This is a genomic window from Enterobacter cloacae complex sp. 309I3 (genome assembly GCF_050031595.1).
Classification (GTDB): domain Bacteria; phylum Pseudomonadota; class Gammaproteobacteria; order Enterobacterales; family Enterobacteriaceae; genus Enterobacter; species Enterobacter cloacae.
This window is the reverse complement of record NZ_JBLGWI010000001.1, coordinates 3,323,450-3,342,362: the sequence shown is the minus strand read 5'-3', so window position 1 is coordinate 3,342,362 and position 18,913 is coordinate 3,323,450. Positions and strand designations below refer to the sequence as shown.

Here is an 18,913-nt window from a genome sequence, read left to right as displayed (position 1 = left end):
TGCCTGCATGCAACTACTTCTTCTTGTCTGGCGTCAGTATCGCTGGCCCTTTATTGCGGTAATGGCGCTAAGCCTTGCCAGCGCCGCATTAGGTATTGGTCTTATCGCCTTCATCAACGTGCGCTTGATCGAAATGGTCGACACCTCGCTGTCCGTTCTGCCGGAATTTCTGGGGTTATTATTGCTGCTGATGGCAATCACGCTGGGTTCCCAGCTGGCGCTGACGGCCCTCGGACATCATTTCGTCTTCCGCCTGCGCAGCGAGTTTATCAAGCGGATCCTGGACACCCAGGTGGAGCGCGTCGAGCAGCTCGGCAGTGCCTCTTTGCTGGCGGGACTGACCAGCGACGTGCGCGCCATCACCATTGCGTTTGTCCGTCTGCCGGAACTGGTGCAGGGCATTATCCTGACCGTTGGCTCGGCGGCCTATCTCGCCTGGCTCTCCAGCAAGATGCTGGCCGTTACGGCACTGTGGATTACTATCACCATCTGGGGTGGTTTTCTGCTGGTTTCCCGCGTCTACAAACACATGGCGGTACTGCGTGAAACCGAGGACAAACTCTATAACGATTACCAGACGGTACTGGAAGGGCGTAAAGAGCTGACCCTTAACCGCGAGCGTGCCGAGCATATCTTCAACAACCTCTACATCCCGGACGCGCGTGAATACCGGCACCATATTATCCGTGCCGATACCTTCCACCTGAGCGCGGTTAACTGGTCGAACATTATGATGCTGGGCGCGATTGGCCTGGTCTTCTGGATGGCCAACAGCCTGGGCTGGGCCGATACCAATGTAGCGGCAACTTACTCCCTGACGCTGCTGTTTTTGCGCACACCGCTGCTCTCTGCCGTCGGTGCATTGCCCACCTTGCTGAGTGCGCAGGTGGCGTTTAATAAGCTCAAAAAGTTCGACCTTGCGCCGTTCAAAGCCGAGTTCCCGCGCCCTCAGGCCTTCCCGAACTGGCAAACGCTGGAACTGCGTAACGTCACATTCCGCTACCAGGACAACGCCTTTTCCGTGGGGCCGGTCAATCTGACGATTCATCGCGGCGAACTGCTGTTTCTCATTGGCGGTAACGGCAGCGGGAAATCGACGCTGGCGATGTTGCTGACGGGGTTATATCAGCCGCAATCGGGTGACATTCTGCTGGATGGCCGCGCGCTCAGCGCAGAGAAGCCTGAGGATTATCGCAAGCTGTTCTCGGCGGTATTCACCGATGTCTGGCTCTTCGATCAGCTACTGGGGCCGGAAGGGCAACAGGCTAACCCGGCGCTGGTGGAGAAGTGGCTGGCGCATCTGCAGATGTCGCACAAGCTTGAGCTGCAGGACGGCAAGATCCTCAACCTGAAGCTCTCGAAAGGCCAGAAAAAACGCGTGGCGCTGCTGCTGGCCCTGGCGGAAGAGCGCGACATCATTCTGCTGGACGAGTGGGCGGCGGATCAGGACCCGCATTTCCGCCGCGAGTTCTACCAGGTGCTGCTGCCGCTGATGCAGGCGATGGGCAAAACCATCTTTGCCATCAGCCATGACGATCACTACTTCATTCACGCCGACCGGCTGCTGGAGATGCGTGACGGCAAGCTGAGCGAGCTGACCGGTGAGGAGCGCGATGCGGCGTCTCGCGATGCGGTGGCGCGCACGGCCTGAAGCCTTCACTCTAACCCTCTCCCACGGGGAGAGGGGATAAATCGTGCATGTTATGCTGATTTTTTCTCCATCCCGCCCCGTTGTTTATTCTTATTTACATATCTCCGCGCTATGCTTAAAGCCAACTTATTTCATGGATTTATGATTAATGTCGGTTTTAAAGAAAAACAGTGCCAGGCAGCGCGACCAGGAACGTGCGCGTCTCATCTGGCTCCTCACGACGGATAAAGCGGTCACCTCTGCGTTACTGGGCAAACTGACCCTGGCTGAGCAATATGATGTCGGCACGCTGGCCGACGATATTGCTGAGGTAGGTGCGCTGGTTGCTCATTTACCTCCGCCGGATCTGGCGGATACCCTGGAAGCCCTCCCCTCGGAAGAGCGTCACGCCCTGTGGCGTCTGGTGCAGGATCACGAGCGCGGGCAGGTGTTGCTGGAAGCCTCTGAAAACGTCTGGGACGATCTCATTGATGAGATGAGCGACCGGGATATCCTCGATGCCCTGCAGACGCTGGACATTGACGAGCAGATTTACCTCGTTCAGCACCTGCCGCGAAACCTGACCGGGCGACTGCTGGCTTCGCTGCCTGCGGAAGAGCGGGCACGCGTGCGTCAGGTGATGCACTATGACAAACACAGCGTGGGCGCCATTATGGAGTTTGGCGTCATCATGGTGCGCCCGGATGTAACTCTCGGTACGGTGCAGCGCTATCTGCGTCGCCTGGGCAGCATGCCGGACAACACCGATAAACTGTTCGTCACCTCCCGGGATAAAACCCTGCTTGGCGAGCTGGAGCTTAAAACGATCCTGCTCAACAGCACCCAGCGGCGGGTGAGTGAGGTGATGGAAACCGAGCCGATGGTCTTCTCCCCGGAAGACGACGCGGAAAAAGCGGCCCGTACCTTCGAACGTGACGACCTTGTGAGCGCGGCGGTCGTTGATTCTGTGGGTAAACTGATGGGGCGTCTGACCATCGATGAGATCGTTGACGTGGTTTACGAAGAGACCGATAACGATTTACGTGCGCTCGGCGGGATCAGCGCCGAAGATGACGTCCACGCCTCCGTCGGCAAGGCGGTGAAAACCCGCTGGGCATGGCTCGCCATTAACCTCTGCACGGCATTTATCGCCTCACGGGTGATCGACGGCTTTGAACACACCATTTCACAACTGGTCGCGCTGGCCTCGCTGATGCCGATTGTGGCCGGCATTGGCGGCAACACCGGCAACCAGACCATTACCATGATCGTCCGTGCACTGGCGCTGGAGAACATTCAGCCGGGTAACTTCGCCTTCCTGATCTTCAGGGAGATGGGGGTGGCGCTGATTAACGGCCTGGTGTGGGGCGGCATTATGGGCGGCATTACCTGGTGGCTGTACGATGATATGGCGTTAGGCGGGGTGATGATGCTGGCGATGGTGCTGAATCTGCTGGTGGCCTCCATGATGGGGGTCATTATCCCCCTGACGATGACCAAACTGGGGCGCGACCCCGCGGTGGGGTCGAGCGTGATGATTACCGCCATCACCGATACCGGCGGTTTCTTTATTTTTCTTGGGCTTGCAACGATTTTTCTTCTTTAAGCCGACGCTTGAGCCGGGCGGGAAGCAATGCCATCACAATAATCCCGCCCAGCACGCCAATGGCCAGGTTACCGGTTGAAACCGTTGCTGCAACGGTAATCAGCATCACAACCGTTTCGGCAATGGGCGCGCTTTTTAACGTGGCAGGCTGAAGGCTGTGCCAGTTAAACGTTTTGATGGCAACAATCGCCATGATCCCGGCCAGAACGGCCATCGGGATTTTTGCCATCACCTCACTGAGGGCGGTGACCAGCACCAGCAGCACCATGCCCGCTGCAAAAGTTGAGACGCGACTGCGACCTTTGCCCATCTCCACGTTGACGATGGTTTGTCCGATCATGGCACAGCCCGCGATCCCGCCGTACAACCCGGCAAGAATATTCCCTGCGCCCAGACCAATACTTTCACGGCGTTTGCTGGACGTCGTCGCGGTCAGTTCATCCACCAGTTTTGCCGTCAGCAGTGATTCCAGCAGGCCGACAAAAGCGATACTCAGCGCGCATGGCCAGATGATGCTGAGCGTTTCCATGTTCAGCGGAACGAGCAGCTGTGTCAGCCCTGGCAAACCACTGCTCATAGAACCTTCATCCCCCACCGTCGGGAGAACCTGTCCGCTGGTCACGGTGAACAGGGTGAGCAATACAATCGCAATAAGCGGTGACGGGATGCTTTTAACAAAGCGCGGCACCCACAGCACAATCAGCAGCGTCAGCACGAACAGGCCCACAATCAGCGGGCTGCGGCTCCAGAAGTGGGGAACCTGTGCGAAGAAAATTAACAATCCCAGCGCATTTACGAAACCGGTCATCACCGACTGGGGAATAAAGCGCATCAGGCGCGCCATTCCGAACACGCCGAACAGAATCTGGATTATCCCCGCCATCAGGACCGCCGGCAGGATGTACTGCACCCCGTGCTGATGCACCATCGGGCCAATCACCAGCGCGACGGAGCCCGCAGCTGCTGTGACCATCGCACGACGACCGCCGAACGCTGAAAGGGTCAGACACAGCACCACAGAGGCAATCAGGCTGACCTTTGGGTCAACGCCTGCGACCACGGAAAAGGAGATCACCTCAGGAATGAGGGCCAGAGCGGTAATTACGCCTGCCAGCGTTTCGCGTAGCAGCAGTTGAGGGGAACGCAGCACCGTGGCGACCTGGTCTTCACGGGAAAGAGAAGCATGGGGTAATGACATAACAATTCGCAGATTAGGGCGGGCTTCCGTGCGCGCGATCACAAAGTGCAGCATAGTAACCAGAAATAACGCGCCTTGCCAGTTTCATCCGGCAATCCCACACAAACAATCCATCATTAAATTTCACAATTACAATAATTTCGTAACCTTTAAACAATATTTAAAAGTTGCTACCGTTCCCCCCGCAGCTTTTTTCACCTGCAATTTCCATGCTTCAAGCACTACTCAACTAAGGCAAAATTATGAAAAAAATGACTGCCATGCTCTTTTCTCTGGCCGTGGGGCTGAACACCGTCTCCATGGCGGCGAAAGCTGACGCACCAAAAGAGCAGGAAACGGACGTCCTTTTAATTGGCGGCGGCATCATGAGCGCCACGCTGGGAACCTATCTGCAAGAGCTTCAGCCGGACTGGTCAATGACCATGGTCGAGCGCCTCGATGGCGTGGCGCAGGAAAGCTCAAACGGCTGGAATAACGCCGGTACCGGACATTCGGCACTCATGGAACTGAACTATACGCCGCAGAAAAAGGACGGTTCCATTAGTATCGAGAAGGCGGTAGAGATCAACGAAGCATTCCAGATTTCTCGCCAGTTCTGGTCTCACCAGGTGAACAGCGGCGTGTTGCACGATCCGCACTCCTTCATCAACACCGTGCCGCACATGAGCTTTGTGTGGGGCGAGCAGAACGTGAACTTCCTGCGCGCGCGCTACGCGGCGCTGCAGCAGAGCACGCTGTTCCGCGGCATGAAATATTCTGAAGATCACGCGCAGATCAAAGAGTGGGCACCGCTGGTGATGGAAGGTCGTGACCCGAACCAGAAGGTGGCGGCAACCCGTACTGAGATTGGTACTGACGTCAACTATGGCGAAATCACCCGTCAGCTGGTGGCCTCTCTGAAGAAAAAAGAGAACTTCAATCTGCAGCTCAGCACCGAAGTGCGTGGCTTTAAGCGCAACGCTGACAACAGCTGGAGCGTGACCGTTGCCGATCTGAAAAACAACGAAGCCGAGCACGTTATCAAGGCAAAGTTTGTCTTTATTGGTGCGGGCGGTGCGGCGCTGAAACTGCTGCAGGAGTCCGGTATTCCGGAAGCGGACGACTACGCGGGCTTCCCGGTGGGCGGTCAGTTCCTGGTGTCGGAAAACCCGGAAGTGGTGAACCGTCATCTGGCAAAAGTGTATGGTCAGGCCTCCGTGGGGGCGCCGCCAATGTCCGTTCCACACATCGATACCCGTATGCTTGATGGTAAGCGTGTGGTGCTGTTCGGGCCGTTTGCAACCTTCTCCACTAAGTTCCTGAAAAACGGCTCGTTGTGGGATCTGCTGAGCGCAACCACCACCTCAAACGTGAAGCCAATGATGGATGTCGGTCTGGATAACTTCGATCTGGTGAAATACCTGATTAGCCAGGTGATGCTTTCTGATGAAGAACGCTTCGAGGCGCTGAAAGAGTACTATCCGCAGGCGAAGAAAGAAGACTGGCGTCTGTGGCAGGCGGGTCAGCGCGTACAGATCATCAAACGCGATCCGAAAGAGGGCGGTGTGCTGCGTCTGGGTACCGAAGTGGTAAGCGATAAAGACGGCACTATTGCCGCGCTGCTGGGGGCTTCCCCTGGTGCCTCTACCGCTGCACCTATCATGCTGCACCTGATGGAAAAAGTGTTTAAAGGTAAAGTCGCCACGCCGGAATGGCAGGCGAAGCTGAAAACGATTATTCCATCCTACGGTACGAAGCTGAACGGTAACGTGGACGCGACGGAGCAGGAGCTGGAATACACCAGCCGCGTACTGCAACTGCAATACGTTAAGCCGCAGGCTGCTGATGCTGCACCAAAAGCGGAGCTGAAGCCGCAGGCAGAAAACAAACCGGTGGCGGATATCGCGCTGTAAGGTAAAAGCAAAACGGTAACATCCGTTACCGTTTTTAGTGTTTTCTCCCTCTCCCGGTGGGAGAGGGTTGGAATGAGGGCACCAGAGCACACCCATTCCGGGTCGGGTAAGGCGAAGCCGCCACCCGACTTATTCTTAACGTACTACCGCTTGTCCGATATTTTCATCCGCCTTCCACACGCGATATTTCACTTCCACGTTTTCCGGCGTATACACCACGATTGGCAGCTTGCTGTTGTAGCGTAACAGGCTGTTATCACCCAGATACGCGGTCACGAATTTCTTCTCTTTCTTGCCATCCGGGCAGGCCATCATGGTGGAAACCGGTGACGTCACTTTATCAAAGATAAAGTAGTCGTAGCCCCAGCCTTCCAGCGTTTTGCTTTCCAGCTGTCCGCCGAGACGATGCTGGTTGCAATCCACTTCCAGCGTCTGGCCGATCAACAGTTCCACTTTGAAATTCGCTTCATTTTGCTGAGCCGGTAACTGGATCACCTGACGCTTCATGCCTTTTTCCGCTTGCGGATAAGGCGCAATTTTTTCCAGAGGTTGTACCTTCTGGCTTTCAGTTGCGAAGGCGCTGGTGCTGACGCACGCGGCGGCGATCAGGGCAAGGGCAAATTTAGGTGCGTTTTTCACAGTCATTCCTTTATGTCAAAACCATCCTGATGAGATTAGCATAATGCCCATGAATGATTAGCGTGATTTACTTACATTTTCAATAAAAGCAGTGTAATGAGCTAATGCAGTGCCATTTTTGTGGTGGTTTGTACTTCGGTGGAGTCTGGCGGCAGATCGTGTTATTTTAAGGCATACATAATGTTATTCATCTGTAAAGGGAAGAGAGATGATTCGTGCAAAACTGAAAACACCTGAAGGCCGTAAGTTCCTCCTGGCGCTGCTGGTTGTGTTTATGATTGCGGCCGCGTGCGTGGGCCGGGCAACCATTGTCGGCGTCATCGAACAGTACAACATTCCACTCTCTGCGTGGACGACCAGCATGTATGTCCTGCAGTCGGCGATGATCTTCGTTTACAGCCTGGTGTTCACCGTCCTGCTTGCCATTCCGCTGGGTATTTTCTTCCTTGGCGGGCGCGACAAGCACTAAGCGTTCACTTGCGATCTCAAAAGCCAGCCTGCGGGTTGGCTTTTTTTGTGCACAAAAAAACCAGCCATATGGCTGGTTTTTAAATAGTTTTGGTCGGCACGAGAGGATTTGAACCTCCGACCCCCGACACCCCATGACGGTGCGCTACCAGGCTGCGCTACGTGCCGACGCATGAAATGAATACTACTCGATTCCGTTTTGAATGCAAGGGAATCTGCGGCTAACTGGTTTATAATTAATCAGTTAGCGATAAACCGTTTCTCATCCGTCAGAACCTGTAGCAGCAGATTCAACTGCGGTTTCTGGTCTTTCAGCCGTTCACCCTGCAGATTATACGTCTGGTAGTTTCCGTTATTGTTCAATACCAGCGTCAGCATTGGCGTGGTGACCGCCAGCGTATCATTGCCCGCTGCCGTGACCCAGTTGTGGCGACGCGTGGCGCTGAAGAGATCCTGCCCCTGTGAATACTCATTTGCCGGTGTACTGACGTGCAGCAGTCGTTGCATCAGCGTGGTCATCACATCTTTATGTTCGGTGAGCATGTTAATGCGCTGAGCGGGGGTGCCCGGCCAGTGGATCACCAGCGGAACATGCAGATTCGGCCGCGACCAGCTCATACTCTTCGCTTCGTCGCCCAGCGGTACGCCGTGGGCTGCCGTCACGATCACCACGGTGTTTTCGAGCTTGCCGGATTCGCGTAAGGCATCAAGCACGCGGCTAATCTGGTCATCAACATTGCCTGCTGCACGGCTGTAGCGGCGCGCAAAGCCTTTCTGATTGCTGTCATCGAGCGTGGTGCCATTAAAGGCAACCCAGGAGAACCAGCGGTTATCTTCCTGCGCATAACGCTGCAGCCAGTTAATCCACTGACTGGCGGTCTGCTCGTCCGACTGGCTTTCCGCGGCTGGCAGGGAGAAATCAGACAGCAGCGCCTGGCGGTACAGCGCGCTGTTAAAGCCATCTGAGGAGAACAACCCTAACTGATATCCCTGCTGATTGAGCCCGGTGATCAGCGCTGCAGGAATGCGCGCAGAAAGCACGCCGTCCATGTAGGCGGCAGAAATGCCATAGAACAGGCCAAAAATGCCCGCATCGGCGGTGTTGCCGGAGCTCATATGCTGGGTGAACGTCACGTTCTTGCTGGCGAACTCGGCCAGCGCGGGCATCTGCTTCTCGTAACGGGAGTAGTTCAGACCATCGACGGTGATCAGCAGGACGTTCTGCCCGCGTCCCATATCGCGATAGCGCAGATCGCTCAGCGGATACTGCACGCTAACCGCTTCCGGATTCCCTTGCTCAATCAGACGACGCTGGTACTCCTGCGCGTCCAGCAGACCGTGCTTCTCAAGGAAACGACGCGCCGTCATTGGATAAGAGAGCGGCAGGTTCGCCCGCTGCATGGTGATTGGGCGATAGAAGTTCGCATCCGCCCAGATATACATGATGTGCGAACTGATAAAGGAGACGAAAAAGATCGCGGCCACCGGTTTCGCGTAATGGCGTCGGCGGGTCAGGCTGCGCAGTTTTTGCCAGCTCCAGGTGGCAAACAGCATCTCTATCAGAAGGATCACCGGGACGCTGATAAACATCAGCTGCCAGTCACGGGCCGTTTCGTTCTGATCGGGGTTAATCACCAGCTCCCAGACGATGGGATTGAGATGCAGGTGGAAGCGGGTGAACACTTCACTGTCGATAAGCAGCAGCGTCATCCCTGCCGTTGCAAGGATGGCGGATAAAAATCGCATCAGACGCTGCGACATGACGATAAACGTCAGTGGGAAGAGGATCAGCAGATAGGTGGCGAAAACCAAAAAGCTAAAGTGCCCTACAACGCTTATCCAGGAGTAAATACGCCCGGTTAGCGTCGTCGGCCAGTCTGCGACAAACAGATAACGACAGCCGATAAGCGTCGCCAGCAGAATGTTGAACAGGGCAAACCAGTGCCCCCAGCTGACCATCTGGGAGACTTTTTCACGGTAGCGCTGACGATTCGTCACCATAAACTGTTGTTCGTTTCCCTTAATGGGCCTGGTCGTCGCTAACGGAAGACTGTAAAGCCTGGGCGAAAGATTTGGCGATCGCCTGACGCTGAGCCGGAGCAACGCTGGTATTGATAAGGTTGGTGACCATATTTCCCAAAACCATCAGGGAGAGATCGGTCGGTGTTTTATGTTTTTCCAGTACGTTGACCAGCTCACTGAGCAATTGTTCAACGTGTTCATCACTGTAGCGGGAATGTTGTGGCATAAATCAAAATCAGTTTGTTGATGAAAGGGCAACATATTACCGTAGCAACAGCTTTTTTTCCCCTTTTTTATCAGTTGTTGCACACATGTCCTGGTGGTGGTTGAATACCGCCCGGTCTAAAAGGAGAGTTTATCATGAGTCTGGAAATCAACCAGATTGCCTTGCACCAGCTTATCAAGCGTGATGAGCAAACCCTTGAAGTGGTGCTGCGCGATTCGTTACTGGAACCCACGGCAACCGTTGTGGAAATGATGGCGGAACTGCACCGCGTCTACAGTGCAAAAAATAAAGCCTATGGTCTGTTCAGCGACGAGAGTGAACTGGCTGATAGCCTGCGCCTGCAACGTCAGGGTGAAGAAGATTTCCTGGCGTTTAGCCGCGCAGCAACCGGACGTCTGCGCGACGAACTGGCAAAATACCCGTTTGCCGACGGCGGTATCGTTCTGTTCTGCCACTATCGCTACCTGGCGGTCGAGTATCTGCTGGTCACCGTGCTGAACAATTTAAGCAGTATGCGCGTGAATGAGCAGCTGGATATCAGCTCCACCCATTATCTGGATATCAACCATGCGGATATCGTTGCGCGTATTGATTTGACCGAGTGGGAAACCAATCCGGAGTCGACGCGCTACCTGACCTTCCTCAAAGGGCGTGTTGGCCGTAAAGTGGCCGATTTCTTTATGGACTTCCTCGGTGCCAGCGAAGGTCTCAACGCCAAAGCGCAGAACAAAGGGCTGCTGCAGGCGGTGGATGACTTCACGGCGGAAGCGCAGCTCGATAAATCTGAGCGCCAGAACGTGCGTCAGCAGGTTTACAGCTACTGCAACGAACAGCTGCAGGCGGGGGAAGAGATTGAGCTGGAGTCGCTGTCAAAAGAGCTGGCCGGCGTCAGTGAAGTCAGTTTCCAGGAATTTACTGCTGAGAAAGGGTATGAGCTGGAAGAGAGCTTCCCGGCGGATCGCAGTACGCTGCGTCAGTTAACAAAATTTGCCGGAAGCGGCGGCGGGTTAACCATCAACTTTGATGCCATGCTGCTGGGGGAACGTATCTTCTGGGATCCGGCCACCGATACGCTGACCATTAAAGGTACGCCACCCAACCTGCGCGATCAGCTGCAGCGTCGTACTACTGGCGGTAAATAACCGCCATAAAAAAACCCCGCCGAAGCGGGGCTTTTTTTCGACATGTTTGCGATTACGCGCGAACGAAGTCGATGTGAGTCAGTTTTGGCTTGAACGCGTGACGCTGAACAGCCTGAACTTTCACTTTTTCTTCTTTACCGCCAACAACGATGGTCAGAACTTCGCTGTAGAATTCAGCTTTGGTCTGCATGTTCCATACTTTGTCGTGATCCAGTTCGATAGAAACTGGAGCAGCTTCGCCACCGTAAACGATAGCCGGGAACTTGTTAGCGGTACGCAGGCGGCGGCTCGCACCCTTACCCTGCACGTTACGTACTTCTGCTTCGATAGTGAACATTGATTTCTCTCTGTATTTAAAACCCTACTACAGGCGACCCAGCAGCAGGTGAGTGTTCTGCTTTGCGGATGCAAAAGCGGGCGGCATTATAGCCCCCAATCCACCTCAGGGCAATGAATTAATCCCCACTAAAGAAACCGCTTAGGGCGTCGGCGACGGCCTGAGGCTGCTCTTCTGGCTGAAAATGGCCGCAACGAGGGATCACGCGCCCGTCAACGCGTTCTGCAAACGCCCTCAGCGGCGAGGCCATATCAGGAATCGAACCCTGATCGGCACTGAGTGCCAGAACAGGAACAGAGAGTTTACCCCGTTCGCTAAGCGCCCGGTTTTGCGCAGCGGAGAGGGCGGCAGCGCGATAGTAAGCCAGCCCTGCGCGTAAGCCACCTTCGCGCGTAAAAATGCGCAGATACTCGTCAAGATCCGCCTCGCTGAAGGTGAGGGGATTCGCCGCTTTGCGACGCAGAAACCACTCCAGATAGCCACGTTCTTTGCCTCTGATGAGGAATTCAGGCAGGTCTGCAATTACGTGAAAGGCAAAATGCCAGGTGCGCCAGGCGCGGTCCGCGGTGACGGGGAGGGCATCGGGTAAGGTAATACCCGGAATGCCGGCGTCCAGCAGCGCCAGCTTTATCACCTCATCGCTGTACATCGCCGCATAAGGCCAGGCAACCCAGGCTCCCACGTCGTGACCGGCCAGATAGTAGCGATGCACGCCAAGCTGGGTCAGCAGTTCATGAACATGGCTGGCGAGGGTGTGGGTGTCATACCCCTCTGACGGACAATCGGTATCACCCTGTCCGGGTAAGTCCGGGGCGATCACATGATAACGCTCGGCCAGCAAAGGGATAACATGGCGCCAGGCGTACCAGCTTTCGGGGAAACCTGCCAGCAGGACAACCGTGTGCGCGTGCTGTTCTCCGGCGGTGACGTAGTGCGTGCGGATACCATTGATGAGCGTGAAGTGGTGCTGCGGGGCGACGGGTATGGTCATAACGATCTCCGGAATAATAGGAAATAATCGTTTCCTAATTGATTAAAAAAACTCAGCCGAGCAGGCTGAGTGCCGCGTTAACGGCGCTATTGATTTCGTCCTCAGACAGGCCTTTTTTGCCGATCACGCGGTAACCCTGCAGCAGCGCGAAAAGATTACGTGCCGTTTGCTCCGTGGGCAGCGCGCGAGAAAGGCTACCGTCCCGCTGGCCCTCCTGAACCAGTTCGAGCAACAGCTGCTCGGTACGCTGCATGGCGGCTTTGATGTACTGCGCGGTTGCCTCATCAAAAACCGCCAGCTCGGTCGCGCTGGCGACCACCAGACAGCCGCGTATGCCCTCAGAACCGTGGCTGCTCTCGGCGTAGAAACGTAACACCGCCGCGATTTTATCTCGCCCGCTGCGTGCCGCCTCGGTACGCTGGCGCAGGGCGGCGCTGCGCGTCCGGGTGTAACGATCGAACGCCGCGAGAAACAGGCCATTCTTGCTGCCAAAGGCTTTATACAGGCTTCCCGCCGTAAGGCCCGTCGCGTCACTCAGCTCTTTGATTGAGGTAGCATGGTAGCCGCGCTCGCGGAAAACGAGCAGGGCGCTGTCGATGGCAGCGTCGGTGTCAAATTCACGCGGGCGACCGGGAAGACGTGACATGAGTGAGTCCTGTTGTAACGCGATAATACATAATAGGAAACAATCGTTTCCTATTCAAGGCCTGCCTGCCATTAACGCAGTTCGTTGGCCCGACGAAAACGGCCTTCATAGTCAAAAACCTTTTCACGGACTTGCCAGTACTGGCCTTTCTTGCGGGCGACAACAAAATCCGGATGGCGCAGCAGCACCTGCTGATGCACGATATCCGCTACGGTTATCCAGCGCAGCGGTACGCCCGGCGTGCGGGTATGCGGGCGGATAAAGAGCTGTTCGAAAGCCGTGCGCTGAGCCGGAGTGTGCACCCGGAAGCGCTCGCTGACGTCGGCACCGTCCTCATCGTAATAGGTGATTTTCAGCCATTCGCCTTTTTCATCCGCTCCCGGTTGCAGCGCCATGCCAGAGCAGCGCAGCACCAGGGCATCCTTTAACTTCAGCGCGGCCTTCAGCATGTCATCAGGGTCGACCAGAACCGTGTCACATTCGCGGCAGCGGCGGGCGGCAATATCATTTTCAGCGTTGCACTGGGGGCAGTTTTTAAAGCGGAAACGGAAATCGCACTGCTCGCGATGCCCTTCATCATCTTCAAACCAGCCCTGACAGCGGCGGCCAAAATGTTCGATCAGCGTACCGTCAGCCGTCGTCTTGCCCCAAAAGGTGTTGGCAAAGCCACAGGCAGGACAGAAGACCTGTACCGGCACGTTGTCACTTTTTCCTTTCGGCGTACCCACTTCAGGCGAGTAGAGATCGTGCGGGTTACCGGCGTAATCCAGGATCAGGCAGTCGGTTTTACCGGGGGCCAGACGCAGACCGCGGCCAACGATTTGCTGATACAGGCTGACCGATTCGGTCGGACGCAGAATAGCAATCAGGTCGACGTGGGGGGCATCAAACCCGGTGGTGAGTACCGAGACGTTTACCAGATAGCGAAACTGCTGTGCTTTAAACGCCTCAATCAGGCTGTCGCGCTCCGGGCCGGGCGTCTCGCCGGTGATCAGCGCCGCGTCGCCAGAGGGCAGTATGCCGGTGATTTCGCGCGCATGCTCAACGGTGGCGGCAAAAATCATTACCCCTTTGCGCGTTTCAGCGAACTCTTCAATCTGGCTGATAATGTGCGGAGTGATGCGCTTTTGCTTTTTCAGCTCCTGGTTCAAATCCGCTTCGCTAAATAAACCGTTGCTCTGCGCCTGTAAGCGGCTGAAATCGTACTGGACGACCGGCATATCCAGCCGTTCAGGCGGGGTCAGGTAGCCGTGTTTAATCATATAGCGCAGCGGAAGTTCATAGATACAGTCGCTGAACAGCGCCTTCTCATCCCCTCGCACCATACCGTGATAATGAAAGCGGTAAATCCAGCCTTTACCCAGGCGAAACGGGGTTGCCGTCAGGCCCAGCAGGCGTAAGTGAGGGTTCACCTCTTTCAGGTGAGTGAGGATTTGCTGATACTGGCTATCGTCGTCATCACTGATGCGATGGCACTCGTCGACAATCAGCAGCGAAAATTCGCTGCGAAACAGGTCAAGGTTGCGGGCAACAGACTGAACGCTGCCGAACACCACTTTGCCGTGGCTCTCTTTCCGCTTTAGCCCGGCGGCGAAGATATCGGCCTCCAGACCAAGCGCGCAATACTTGGCATGGTTTTGCGCAACCAGCTCTTTGACGTGCGCCAGCACCAGCACGCGGCCGCGCGCCAGGCGGGCAAGTTCGGCGATCACCAGGCTTTTGCCTGCGCCAGTGGGGAGCACAATGGCCGCGGGCTCACGGTGTTTGCGAAACCAGGCCAGGGTGGCGTCAACGGCTTCCTGCTGATAGGGGCGAAGTGTAAAAGTCATGGGGTCTCTGTATCGTTATTCCGCATATAGTATGCCACGAAACTTTTTCCCTTGAGTGGCGCTACCAGACCATTATACTGAACCGTTCCTGACTGCTTCTTTTTCGGACGCATTGTCCGACTTCCAGCACCATTAAGGCTAAAAAGATTTCATGCGACTTGATAAGTTTATCGCTCAGCAACTCGGCGTAAGCCGTGCTATTGCCGGGCGCGAGATCCGCGCCAGCCGCGTTACCGTGGATGGCGACATTGTGAGAGACAGCGCGTTCAAACTGCAACCTGACCATCAGGTGGAGTATGACGGCAACCCGCTCACCCAGCAGCACGGCCCGCGCTATTTCATGCTCAATAAGCCGGAAGGCTACGTCTGTTCTACGGACGATCCGGATCACCCGACGGTGCTCTATTTCCTCGACGAACCGGTTGCGCACAAGCTGCATGCGGCTGGCCGCCTCGATATCGACACCACGGGGCTGGTGCTGATGACCGATGACGGTCAGTGGTCCCACCGCATTACCTCTCCGCGTCATCACTGTGAAAAAACCTATCTGGTGACGCTGGAATCGCCGGTGGCTGATGACACGGCAGAACAATTTGCCAAAGGCGTTCAGCTGCATAATGAAAAAGACCTCACCAAACCGGCGGTGCTGGAAGTCATTACCCCGACCGAAGTCCGTCTGACCATCAGCGAAGGGCGTTATCATCAGGTGAAACGTATGTTCGCCGCGGTGGGTAACCACGTTGTGGGTCTGCATCGTGAACGTATTGGGGCAATTGAACTCGATCCCGATCTGGCGCCTGGCGAATATCGCCCGCTGACAGAAGAAGAGATCGCCAGCGTCGGTCTGCCCTCGCATTAATTTCAGGAGAACCCTGTGACCACCAGGCCACACTCGTCTTTCAAAATCGTGTTCATTCTTGGCCTGCTGGCCATGTTGATGCCGCTGTCGATTGATATGTATCTGCCTGCGCTGCCGGTGATTTCGGCGCAGTTTGGCGTACCGGCTGGCAGCGCACAGATGACGCTCAGTACCTATATTCTCGGTTTTGCCCTTGGCCAGCTGTTTTATGGCCCGATGGCCGACAGCCTCGGACGTAAGCCGGTTATTCTGGGCGGAACGCTGATCTTTGCAGCCGCAGCCGTGGCCTGTGCGCTGGCACAGAGTATCGATCAGCTGATCGTGATGCGTTTATTCCACGGCCTCGCGGCGGCGGCGGCAAGCGTGGTGATTAACGCCCTGATGCGTGATATCTACCCGAAAGAAGAGTTCTCCCGCATGATGTCATTTGTCATGCTGGTGACCACCATTGCGCCGCTGGTGGCGCCGATGGCCGGTGGCGCGGTGCTGGTATGGTTCAGCTGGCATGCCATTTTCTGGATCCTGGCGCTTGCCGCACTGCTGGCCTCGGCGATGATTTTCTTCTTTATTGATGAAACGTTAGCCGTCGAGCGCCGCCAGAAATTCCACATCCGTACCACAATGGGGAATTTTGCCTCGCTGTTCCGCCACAAGCGCGTGCTGAGCTACATGCTGGCAAGCGGCTTCAGCTTTGCCGGCATGTTCTCCTTCCTGAGCGCCGGGCCATTTGTCTATATTGAGCTGAACCACGTTTCCCCTCAGCACTTTGGGTATTACTTTGCGCTGAACATTGTGTTCCTGTTCATCATGACCATCATCAACAGCCGCTTTGTTCGCCGGATTGGAGCACTGAACATGTTCCGTGCCGGGCTGTGGATCCAGTTTGTGATGGCTATCTGGCTGGTGGTCAGCGCGTTTTTCGGCGTGGGCTTCTGGGCGCTGGTGGTGGGGGTTGCCGCTTTTGTTGGCTGCGTCTCGATGATCTCATCCAATGCGATGGCGGTCATTCTCGACGAGTTCCCGCATATGGCTGGCACCGCGTCATCGCTGGCGGGGACGTTCCGCTTCGGGATTGGTGCCGTGGTGGGGGCGTTACTCTCAATGGCGACCTTTAACACGGCCTGGCCAATGCTGTGGGCGATGGCGTTCTGTGCCACCAGCTCCATTCTCTTCTGTCTTTATGCCAGCCGACCGCGAAAAGCCGCTCATTAATCTGCACATCAGGCCCGATACGGGCCTTTTTGTTGACCCATATCAACCAAACTTGCGTTCGTTTACCCTGTGTTTGTTTCTTTTATGTAAAATCTATTTGTGTAAAAAGTCACATCATTGTATTTAAAAAGGTTGAGTTAGATCGCAGAAACGGGTACATATAGCGCCGACGCGAGCCTGGATACCTATAAAAAAGCGCTGAATAGTGCAGGTTGGCGATGATGTGTTACTATAAATGTAAATAAATTGTGAAGTAAATTTGCTTCCGGGGATCGAACGTGAATACATTACAACTCTCCATAGTCCATCGCTTGCCCCAGAGCTATCGCTGGTCGGCGGGTTTTGCAGGTTCGAAAGTTGAACCGATTCCGCAAAACGTTGCAGGTTGCGAGAATTGTCTGGTCGCGCTCAAACTGCTTAGCCCGAGCGACGAAGATGCATGGCCGGTAATGGAACGCTTAAGCCAGGCGCTGTCGGATATCGAAGTGGACAGCTCCGTACTGGAGTGTGAAGGCGAGCCGTGCCTGTTTGTTAAAAGTCAGGATGAATTTGCCGCAACCTGCCGCCTGAAAAACTTCGGCGTGGCCATTGCTGAGCCTTTCTCGGGCCAGTATCCCTTCTGAGTGCTAGTCTGCCGATAACAGCTGGCGCGTGTAGCTCTGCGTCGGTGCAGTAAATACGCGCTGGCACTCACCTTGCTCGACCACTTCTCCCTGCCGTAGCACAATCACCTGATGGCATAACGCCCGCACTACCTGTAGATCGTGGCTGATAAAGATATAGGCCAGCCGGTGCTTTTCCTGTAACCCTTTTAACAGGGTCAGGATCTGTGCCTGCACGGTTCTGTCCAGCGAGGAGGTCGGTTCATCCAGGATGATCAGCTCAGGTTTGAGGATCAGCGCGCGGGCAATGGCGATACGCTGGCGCTGTCCGCCAGAAAATTCAGCCGGGTAGCGATGCCGCGTCTCGGGATCTAACCCTACCTCTGCCATCACACGCCTGACCTCATTTTCACGTTGCAGAGCCGTCAGGGTAGGCTGATGGACGCGCAATCCTTCTTCGATGATCTGCAAAATACTCAGCCTTGGATTGAGCGAGGAGTTGGGATCCTGAAACACCACCTGCATGCGGGGACGTACCGGCAGCATCTGCCGACGGTTCCAGCGGTGCAGCGGCATGCCGTCAAACAGGATCTCGCCCTGCGAGGCAATTAAACGCAGTAGTGCCAGGCCGGTGGTGCTTTTGCCTGAACCCGACTCGCCCACCAGTCCCAGCGACTCGCCCGGGCGCAGTGAAAAACGGATGTTCTTCAGCACGGCGTTCTGGTCGACCACGCGGCGCAGAATACCTTTACGGATGGGGAAGGAGACAGACAGCCCCTCGACGTTCAACAACGGCGCGCTGTCCCCCTGAAGAGGCACAGGATCGCCTGAGGGTTCACTGTCGAGCAGCCGCTGCGTATAGGGGTGCTGAGGCGCGTTCAGCAGTGCGGCGGCGGTGTTCTGCTCTACACAGCGTCCGTTTTGCATTACAGCGACGCTGTCGGCCAGCTTTTTCACAATGCTCAGGTTATGGGTGATAAACAGCAGACTCATGTTCAGCTCGCTACGTAGCTCCCGCAGCAGCTGCAAAATTTGCGCCTGCACCGTGACGTCCAGCGCGGTGGTGGGCTCATCGGCGATCAGCAGTTCCGGGCGCGTCAGTAGCGCCATGGCAATCATCACACGTTGACGTTCACCGCCGGAAAGCTGATGCGGGAAATCGCTCAGCCGTTTTGCCGCGTTGCGGATGCCGGTTCTGTCGAGGCAGTCGAGGATTTCCCCGCGTGCGGCCTCTTTGCGCATGCCCCGGTGCAGGGAGAGCACCTCGTAAAGCTGTTTTTCCAGGGTATGCAGCGGGTTGAGTGAGACCATCGGCTCCTGGAAAATCATCGCAATTTTATTGCCGCGGACGCCCCGCAGGGTCTGTTCGTCGGCGTGCAGCAGAGAGCTGCCGTGAAACAGAATATCTCCTTGCGGGTAGCTCACTGGCGGAGACGGGAGCAGGCGCAGAATGGAGAGTGCCGAGACGCTCTTGCCGGAGCCGGATTCCCCCACCAGCGCCAGCGTTTCGCCACGCTGGATCTGCAGCGACAGATCGCTGACCACGGTGCGCGTCTCACCCTGTTTCGAAAAGGCAATCGACAGATTCTCGATACTGAGAAGGGGCTGCGTCAT

17 protein-coding genes and 1 tRNA gene are annotated in these 18,913 nt (G+C 55.8%); 8 read left to right on the top strand and 10 right to left on the bottom strand.

What is annotated here, in order from left to right:
* Nucleotides 1–7: 7 nt before the first annotated feature.
* The gene (locus ACQG22_RS15850; RefSeq protein WP_045903367.1) at nucleotides 8–1,651 is read left to right on the top strand and encodes a multidrug ABC transporter permease/ATP-binding protein; all 1,644 of its coding nucleotides are present in this window, start codon (nucleotides 8–10) and stop codon (nucleotides 1,649–1,651) included.
* A gap of 148 nt (nucleotides 1,652–1,799) precedes the next feature.
* Entirely contained in the window at nucleotides 1,800–3,236 is a 1,437-nt protein-coding gene (gene mgtE / locus ACQG22_RS15845; RefSeq protein WP_013098001.1) for a magnesium transporter, read from the top strand.
* On the opposite strand, the gene ACQG22_RS15840 is transcribed toward mgtE, so the two are convergent.
* Complete coding sequence (locus ACQG22_RS15840; RefSeq protein WP_020690674.1) at nucleotides 3,199–4,488, bottom strand: SulP family inorganic anion transporter; 1,290 nt, start codon at nucleotides 4,486–4,488, stop codon at nucleotides 3,199–3,201. The genes mgtE and ACQG22_RS15840 overlap by 38 nt on opposite strands.
* A 188-nt stretch (nucleotides 4,489–4,676) precedes the next feature.
* Here ACQG22_RS15840 and mqo point away from each other — a divergent pair, with 188 nt between their 5' ends.
* A complete protein-coding gene (mqo, locus tag ACQG22_RS15835) occupies nucleotides 4,677–6,326 on the top strand; it encodes a malate dehydrogenase (quinone) (protein WP_095427696.1) in 1,650 nt (549 codons plus the stop codon).
* Between the two features lie 135 nt (nucleotides 6,327–6,461).
* Here the strand turns inward: mqo and eco are convergent, their stop codons facing one another.
* Nucleotides 6,462–6,971 carry a serine protease inhibitor ecotin gene (eco, locus tag ACQG22_RS15830; protein ID WP_029883097.1) on the bottom strand — a complete coding sequence of 170 codons (510 nt, stop codon included), beginning with the start codon at nucleotides 6,969–6,971 and terminating at the stop codon, nucleotides 6,462–6,464.
* 202 nt (nucleotides 6,972–7,173) lie between these two features.
* Between eco and ACQG22_RS15825 the strand changes: the two genes are divergently transcribed.
* Entirely contained in the window at nucleotides 7,174–7,434 is a 261-nt protein-coding gene (locus tag ACQG22_RS15825; protein ID WP_013097997.1) for a DUF2534 family protein, read from the top strand.
* 90 nt (nucleotides 7,435–7,524) lie between these two features.
* Here ACQG22_RS15825 and ACQG22_RS15820 read toward each other — a convergent pair.
* The 3 genes from ACQG22_RS15820 to ACQG22_RS15810 form a co-directional block, all read right to left on the bottom strand.
* Nucleotides 7,525–7,601, bottom strand: a tRNA-Pro gene (locus ACQG22_RS15820).
* Nucleotides 7,602–7,673: 72 nt separating this feature from the next.
* Nucleotides 7,674–9,434, bottom strand: a complete 1,761-nt coding sequence (yejM, locus tag ACQG22_RS15815) for an LPS biosynthesis-modulating metalloenzyme YejM (protein ID WP_020690103.1) — start codon at nucleotides 9,432–9,434, stop codon at nucleotides 7,674–7,676.
* Nucleotides 9,435–9,453: 19 nt separating this feature from the next.
* Nucleotides 9,454–9,681, bottom strand: a complete 228-nt coding sequence (locus ACQG22_RS15810) for a YejL family protein (RefSeq protein ID WP_001135586.1) — start codon at nucleotides 9,679–9,681, stop codon at nucleotides 9,454–9,456.
* A gap of 134 nt (nucleotides 9,682–9,815) precedes the next feature.
* Here ACQG22_RS15810 and yejK point away from each other — a divergent pair, with 134 nt between their 5' ends.
* Nucleotides 9,816–10,823, top strand: a complete 1,008-nt coding sequence (gene yejK / locus ACQG22_RS15805; RefSeq protein ID WP_014832722.1) for a nucleoid-associated protein YejK — start codon at nucleotides 9,816–9,818, stop codon at nucleotides 10,821–10,823.
* A 52-nt stretch (nucleotides 10,824–10,875) separates the two neighbouring features.
* Here yejK and rplY read toward each other — a convergent pair whose 3' ends face one another.
* From rplY to ACQG22_RS15785, 4 genes are all read right to left on the bottom strand, one after another.
* Complete coding sequence (gene rplY / locus ACQG22_RS15800) at nucleotides 10,876–11,160, bottom strand: 50S ribosomal protein L25 (protein WP_013097994.1); 285 nt, start codon at nucleotides 11,158–11,160, stop codon at nucleotides 10,876–10,878.
* Between the two features lie 118 nt (nucleotides 11,161–11,278).
* Nucleotides 11,279–12,151, bottom strand: coding sequence for an alpha/beta fold hydrolase (locus ACQG22_RS15795; RefSeq protein ID WP_095427698.1), 873 nt, complete (start codon nucleotides 12,149–12,151; stop codon nucleotides 11,279–11,281).
* A gap of 52 nt (nucleotides 12,152–12,203) precedes the next feature.
* Nucleotides 12,204–12,797: a TetR/AcrR family transcriptional regulator gene (locus ACQG22_RS15790; RefSeq protein WP_058678176.1), complete on the bottom strand. Its 594-nt coding sequence runs from the start codon at nucleotides 12,795–12,797 to the stop codon at nucleotides 12,204–12,206.
* A 71-nt stretch (nucleotides 12,798–12,868) separates the two neighbouring features.
* Nucleotides 12,869–14,626 (bottom strand): DEAD/DEAH box helicase, encoded by a 1,758-nt coding sequence (locus tag ACQG22_RS15785; protein WP_350362936.1) that lies wholly within the window; start codon nucleotides 14,624–14,626, stop codon nucleotides 12,869–12,871.
* Between the two features lie 151 nt (nucleotides 14,627–14,777).
* On the opposite strand from ACQG22_RS15785, the gene rsuA reads away from it, so the two are divergent.
* The 3 genes from rsuA to ACQG22_RS15770 all read left to right on the top strand — a co-directional run bounded on the left by rsuA (nucleotide 14,778) and on the right by ACQG22_RS15770 (nucleotide 17,320).
* The gene (gene rsuA, locus ACQG22_RS15780; protein WP_013097990.1) at nucleotides 14,778–15,485 is read left to right on the top strand and encodes a 16S rRNA pseudouridine(516) synthase RsuA; all 708 of its coding nucleotides are present in this window, start codon (nucleotides 14,778–14,780) and stop codon (nucleotides 15,483–15,485) included.
* Between the two features lie 15 nt (nucleotides 15,486–15,500).
* Complete coding sequence (locus ACQG22_RS15775; protein ID WP_013097989.1) at nucleotides 15,501–16,697, top strand: Bcr/CflA family multidrug efflux MFS transporter; 1,197 nt, start codon at nucleotides 15,501–15,503, stop codon at nucleotides 16,695–16,697.
* A gap of 278 nt (nucleotides 16,698–16,975) precedes the next feature.
* Nucleotides 16,976–17,320 (top strand): YejG family protein, encoded by a 345-nt coding sequence (locus ACQG22_RS15770; protein WP_013097988.1) that lies wholly within the window; start codon nucleotides 16,976–16,978, stop codon nucleotides 17,318–17,320.
* Between the two features lie 3 nt (nucleotides 17,321–17,323).
* Here ACQG22_RS15770 and yejF read toward each other — a convergent pair whose 3' ends face one another.
* A complete protein-coding gene (gene yejF / locus ACQG22_RS15765; protein WP_045292126.1) occupies nucleotides 17,324–18,913 on the bottom strand; it encodes a microcin C ABC transporter ATP-binding protein YejF in 1,590 nt (529 codons plus the stop codon).

Excerpts from the sequence above, each read along its gene's own strand:
- ACQG22_RS15850 (WP_045903367.1), top strand. The coding sequence starts at position 8 with ATGCAACTACTTCTTCTTGTCTGGCGTCAGTATCGCTGGCCCTTTATT.
- mgtE (WP_013098001.1), top strand. The coding sequence starts at position 1,800 with ATGTCGGTTTTAAAGAAAAACAGTGCCAGGCAGCGCGACCAGGAACGT.
- ACQG22_RS15840 (WP_020690674.1), bottom strand. The coding sequence starts at position 4,488 with ATGCTGCACTTTGTGATCGCGCGCACGGAAGCCCGCCCTAATCTGCGA.
- mqo (WP_095427696.1), top strand. The coding sequence starts at position 4,677 with ATGAAAAAAATGACTGCCATGCTCTTTTCTCTGGCCGTGGGGCTGAAC.
- eco (WP_029883097.1), bottom strand. The coding sequence starts at position 6,971 with ATGACTGTGAAAAACGCACCTAAATTTGCCCTTGCCCTGATCGCCGCC.
- ACQG22_RS15825 (WP_013097997.1), top strand. The coding sequence starts at position 7,174 with ATGATTCGTGCAAAACTGAAAACACCTGAAGGCCGTAAGTTCCTCCTG.
- yejM (WP_020690103.1), bottom strand. The coding sequence starts at position 9,434 with ATGGTGACGAATCGTCAGCGCTACCGTGAAAAAGTCTCCCAGATGGTC.
- ACQG22_RS15810 (WP_001135586.1), bottom strand. The coding sequence starts at position 9,681 with ATGCCACAACATTCCCGCTACAGTGATGAACACGTTGAACAATTGCTC.
- yejK (WP_014832722.1), top strand. The coding sequence starts at position 9,816 with ATGAGTCTGGAAATCAACCAGATTGCCTTGCACCAGCTTATCAAGCGT.
- rplY (WP_013097994.1), bottom strand. The coding sequence starts at position 11,160 with ATGTTCACTATCGAAGCAGAAGTACGTAACGTGCAGGGTAAGGGTGCG.
- ACQG22_RS15795 (WP_095427698.1), bottom strand. The coding sequence starts at position 12,151 with ATGACCATACCCGTCGCCCCGCAGCACCACTTCACGCTCATCAATGGT.
- ACQG22_RS15790 (WP_058678176.1), bottom strand. The coding sequence starts at position 12,797 with ATGTCACGTCTTCCCGGTCGCCCGCGTGAATTTGACACCGACGCTGCC.
- ACQG22_RS15785 (WP_350362936.1), bottom strand. The coding sequence starts at position 14,626 with ATGACTTTTACACTTCGCCCCTATCAGCAGGAAGCCGTTGACGCCACC.
- rsuA (WP_013097990.1), top strand. The coding sequence starts at position 14,778 with ATGCGACTTGATAAGTTTATCGCTCAGCAACTCGGCGTAAGCCGTGCT.
- yejF (WP_045292126.1), bottom strand. The coding sequence starts at position 18,913 with ATGACGCAGCCCCTTCTCAGTATCGAGAATCTGTCGATTGCCTTTTCG.